This window comes from uncultured Jatrophihabitans sp. (assembly GCF_964246335.1).
Lineage (GTDB): Bacteria > Actinomycetota > Actinomycetes > Mycobacteriales > Jatrophihabitantaceae > Jatrophihabitans.
In genome coordinates, this window is record NZ_CAXTQF010000101.1 from 1 (window position 1) to 4,009 (window position 4,009).

The window sequence follows — 4,009 nt, forward strand, 5'->3', positions numbered from 1 at the left end:
TGCACACCACCGCCGAGTCGCACCACCGTGCGCTGATCGTCGAGGTCATGGGGCGGCACGCCGGTTGGATTGCCTTGCACGCCGGGATGGCCGGCGGCGCCAACGTCATCCTGCTGCCCGAGTTCCCGTTCTCGCTCGAGCGCGTGTGCGCCTACGTCGAGACGCGTTTCCAGGCCGCGTACGCGCCGATCGTGGTTGTCGCCGAGGGCGCGATGCCCGACGACGGCGAGAACGCGACGTTGGACAAGGGTGTCGACGCGTTCGGGCACGCCCGTCTCGGCGGCGTCGGGGAGTGGTTGGCGGGCGAGATCGAGAAGCGCACCGGCAAGGAGGCGCGCACCACCGTGCTCGGCCACATCCAGCGCGGCGGCACGCCGACGGCGTTCGACCGGATGCTGGCCACCCGGTTTGGGTTGCACGCCATCGACGCGGTGAGCGATCACGACTGGGGCAAGATGGTCGCGCTGCGCGGCACCGACATCGTGCGCGTCCCGCTGGCCGAGGCCACCACCGAGCTCAAGACCGTCGACCGGTCGCGTTACGCCGAGGCCGAGGTCTTCTTCGGCTGAGCCAGCAGCCGCGAATGCCTGCTCGGCCGGCGCATACGCTGTGTCGGTGACCTCGACCAGCGTCCGCAGTGCCGATCCCGACGAGCTCGGGCTCGACGCATGGCGCGCGCTGCCCGCTGCGCAGCAGCCCGACTGGCCCGACGACGTCGCACTGCGCCAGGCCGCGTTGACGCTTTCAGGCCTGCCGCCGCTCGTCGTCGCGTCCGAGGTCGACCAGCTGCGTGAGCGGCTGGCCGCGGTCGCCCGCGGCGAGGCGTTCCTGCTGCAGGGTGGCGACTGCGCCGAGACGTTCGCGACGAGCTCGCAGGCCGACATCGCCGCGAAGGTGCGCGTGCTGCTGCAGATGGCGGTGGTGCTGACCTACGGCGCGTCGATGCCGGTGGTCAAGCTGGGCCGGATCGCCGGCCAGTACGCCAAGCCACGCTCGGCCGCCACCGACGCCACCGGCCGGCTCGTCTATCGCGGCGACATGGTCAACGACCTCGTCGGTGACCGCACGCCGGACCCGCAACGGATCCTGCGCGCCTACGCCACCGCGGCATCAACGCTGAACCTGCTCCGGGCGTACGCAGGCGGGGGGCTGGCCTCGCTGGACCGCGTGCACGCGTGGAACGCCGCGTTCGCGCGCAGCACGCACACCGGTGCGCGGTACGAGAAGCTGGCCGCCGAGATCGACCGCGCGGTGCGTTTCATGCGCGCCTGCGGCGTCGACGACGCGGCCCTCGAGGGCGTCGAGCTGTACGCCTCGCACGAGGCGTTGATCCTCGAGTACGAGCGCGCGCTGACCCGTGTCGAGACCGACACCGCCGCCGGGTCGTGCGCCTACGACCTGTCCGGCCACTTCGTCTGGGTGGGCGAGCGCACCCGGCAGCTGGACGGCGCACACCTGGACTTCGTGTCACGCATCGCCAACCCGATCGGCGTCAAGCTCGGCCCGACGACCACGCCGGAATTCGCTGCCGAGTTGGTCGAGCGGCTCGATCCGCACAACGAACCCGGCAGGCTCACGCTCATCAGCCGGATGTCGAACTCACGGGTGCGCGACGTGCTTCCCGCCATCGTCGAGAAGGTCGGCTCGACAGGGCACCTCGTCGTCTGGCACTGCGACCCGATGCACGGCAACACCGAGGAGACCGTCGACGGCGTCAAGACCCGGCACCTGGACCGGATCATCGACGAGGTCGACGGCTTCTTTGACGTGCACGCCGAACTCGGCACCCACCCGGGCGGCCTGCACATCGAGCTGACCGGCGACGACGTCACCGAGTGCATCGGCGGCACAGCCGACCTGACGGCTGCCGACCTCGGCCGGCGCTACGAGACGGCCTGCGACCCGCGGCTGAACATCGAGCAGTCACTCGAGCTCGCGTTCCGTGTCGCCGAACGGCTGGTCGCCGAACGGCGCCGCCGCGAGCAGCGCTGACGTGACGACGCCTTCTGCAGCACCGGTCGTCGACCTGCGCTCGGACACCGTCACCCGGCCCACCCCGGCTATGCGCGCGGCGATGGCCGATGCGCCGGTCGGCGACGATGTCTACGGCGAGGACCCGACGGTCACCGCGCTCGAGGAACGCGTCGCGCAGCTGCTCGGCCACGAGGCCGCGCTCTACGTGCCGTCCGGCTCGCTCGGCAACCAGCTCGGGCTGCGGCTGCTGGTGCGGCCGGGGCAGGAGCTCGTGTGCGACTCGCTGGCCCACGTCGCGCGCGCCGAGCTGGGCGCGGCGGCCGTGTTCTCCGGCATCACGTTCCGCACCTGGGCGGCCGAGCACGGCCTGCTCGACGTCGACGCGGTGCGTGCGCTGATCAGCCCGGACGCGGGGCCCTATCTGGTGTCGACCGCGGCGATCGCGGTCGAGAACACGCACAACTTCGGCGGCGGCACGGTGCAACCGGCCGGGCAGGTCGCGGCGGTGCAGCAGCTCGCACGCGATCACGGGCTCGGCGTGCACCTCGACGGCGCACGGTTGTGGAACGCGCACGTCGCCACCGGCACACCGTTGACCGAGCTGGCGGCCGGCTTCGACACCGTGTCGGTGTGCCTGTCCAAGGGGCTCGGCGCGCCGGTCGGTTCGGTGCTCGCATCGACCCGCGAGCGCATCGCCGAGGCACGGGTGTGGCGCAAGCGTTACGGCGCCGGCATGCGGCAGGTCGGCATCCTCGCCGCGGCCGGGCTGCACGCGTTGGAGCATCACGTTGCGCGATTGGCCGACGACCACGCCCGTGCCCGGCTGCTCGGCGAAGCGCTCGGCATCGATGCCGAGCGCGTCGACACGAATATCGTCGTCGTCGACGTACCGGATGCCGCCGCCGTCGCGCGCGAAGCGGCGCAGGCGGGCGTGCTCGTCTCGGCGCTCGGCCCGCGATTCCTGCGCCTGGTGACACATCTCGACATCGACGACAACGGCGTCGACCGAGCGATCGACGTCCTGCGCGGCGCCGTCGCCCGCGCCTGAGCGGCGCGGCATCCTCGCGCCGATCACGCGCAGACGGCACACTGCCCGCATGACGAACCAGCCGCCGCCCGGGTCCGCGCCACCACCGGGATCGCCGCAACAGTGGGGCCCCCCGCCGCCAACGGCCCCGCAGTCGGACCCGCCCGGAGGTAAGCAGCGACTGCGTGGCCGTACGCCGCTTCGTCTCGCGCTGATCTTCGGCGTGCTCGGCGTCGCGTTGGTGGTCGTCGGCGCGGTGCTGATCGCAAACAGCCCGCTCAGCAAGGTCGACGCGTTTGCGCGGGTGCCGATCCGCGAAGGCGTCACCAACTCGACGGTGCACCTGACCCGAACCGGTTCCTACGTCGCATACTTCGAGACGCCGACGGGCGGCCCGACCAGGTACGAACTTGACCTCGCGCTCGGCGATCCGTCCGGGCAACGCGTACCGCTGCACCTCTACAGCCCGCACACCGCCCTGACCTACGACGTCGACAACCGGCGCGGCCGGGCGGTCTACACCTTCAAGATCACGAAGGCAGGTGACTACCGGGTGCTACTGCGTTCGGACGTTCCGTCCGACGGCACGCACCTGGCGTTCGGCGAGTCCGTTGCGCACGGCCTCGTGGCCGGCGTGTCGACCATCGTGCCGGGGGTCCTGCTCATCGTCGCGGCCATCGTGCTGCTGATCGTCGGCCTCGTGCGGCGCGGCCGGCACAAGCGCGAGTTGCGGGACGGCTACGGTTACCCGCCGGGCGGCGCAGGACCGCCCGCGCCGCCGGGGCCCAGCTTCACCAAGCAGAACCAACCGGGCCCGGGCCAGGGGTACCCGCCGCAGGGCGCGCCCGGCAGCGGCGGTTACCAAGGTTACCCCGGTTACCCGCCGCCCGGCCAGAACCACCCGGGCCGGTAGCCGGTAGCCGGCAGCGTGTGGCGGCGCGGCGGGGGGGCCCGCCCCCGGGGCCCCCGCCCCGGCGGCCCCCCGCGGGGCCCGTGGCCCCGCGCGGG

General features: G+C 72.4%; 4 protein-coding genes. All 4 read left to right on the top strand.

All coding sequences use genetic code 11. The features are described 5' to 3' along the window. The coding region (locus ACFFCN_RS17950; protein ID WP_375493887.1) for a 6-phosphofructokinase at positions 1 to 569 on the top strand (569 nt) is incomplete at its 5' end. 46 nt (positions 570 to 615) lie between these two features. Then, complete coding sequence (locus tag ACFFCN_RS17955) at positions 616 to 1,992, top strand: class II 3-deoxy-7-phosphoheptulonate synthase (RefSeq protein WP_375493889.1); 1,377 nt, start codon at positions 616 to 618, stop codon at positions 1,990 to 1,992. Positions 1,993 to 2,062: 70 nt separating this feature from the next. Beyond that, a complete protein-coding gene (locus ACFFCN_RS17960; RefSeq protein WP_375493898.1) occupies positions 2,063 to 3,022 on the top strand; it encodes a threonine aldolase family protein in 960 nt (319 codons plus the stop codon). Positions 3,023 to 3,071: 49 nt separating this feature from the next. Next, positions 3,072 to 3,914, top strand: coding sequence for a hypothetical protein (locus ACFFCN_RS17965; RefSeq protein ID WP_375493891.1), 843 nt, complete (start codon positions 3,072 to 3,074; stop codon positions 3,912 to 3,914). Positions 3,915 to 4,009: the final 95 nt, after the last annotated feature.

Bases quoted from the DNA above. Each gene is read 5' to 3' on its own strand.
- ACFFCN_RS17960 (WP_375493898.1), top strand. From the start codon at position 2,063: ATGCGCGCGGCGATGGCCGATGCGCCGGTCGGCGACGATGTCTACGGC.
- ACFFCN_RS17965 (WP_375493891.1), top strand. From the start codon at position 3,072: ATGACGAACCAGCCGCCGCCCGGGTCCGCGCCACCACCGGGATCGCCG.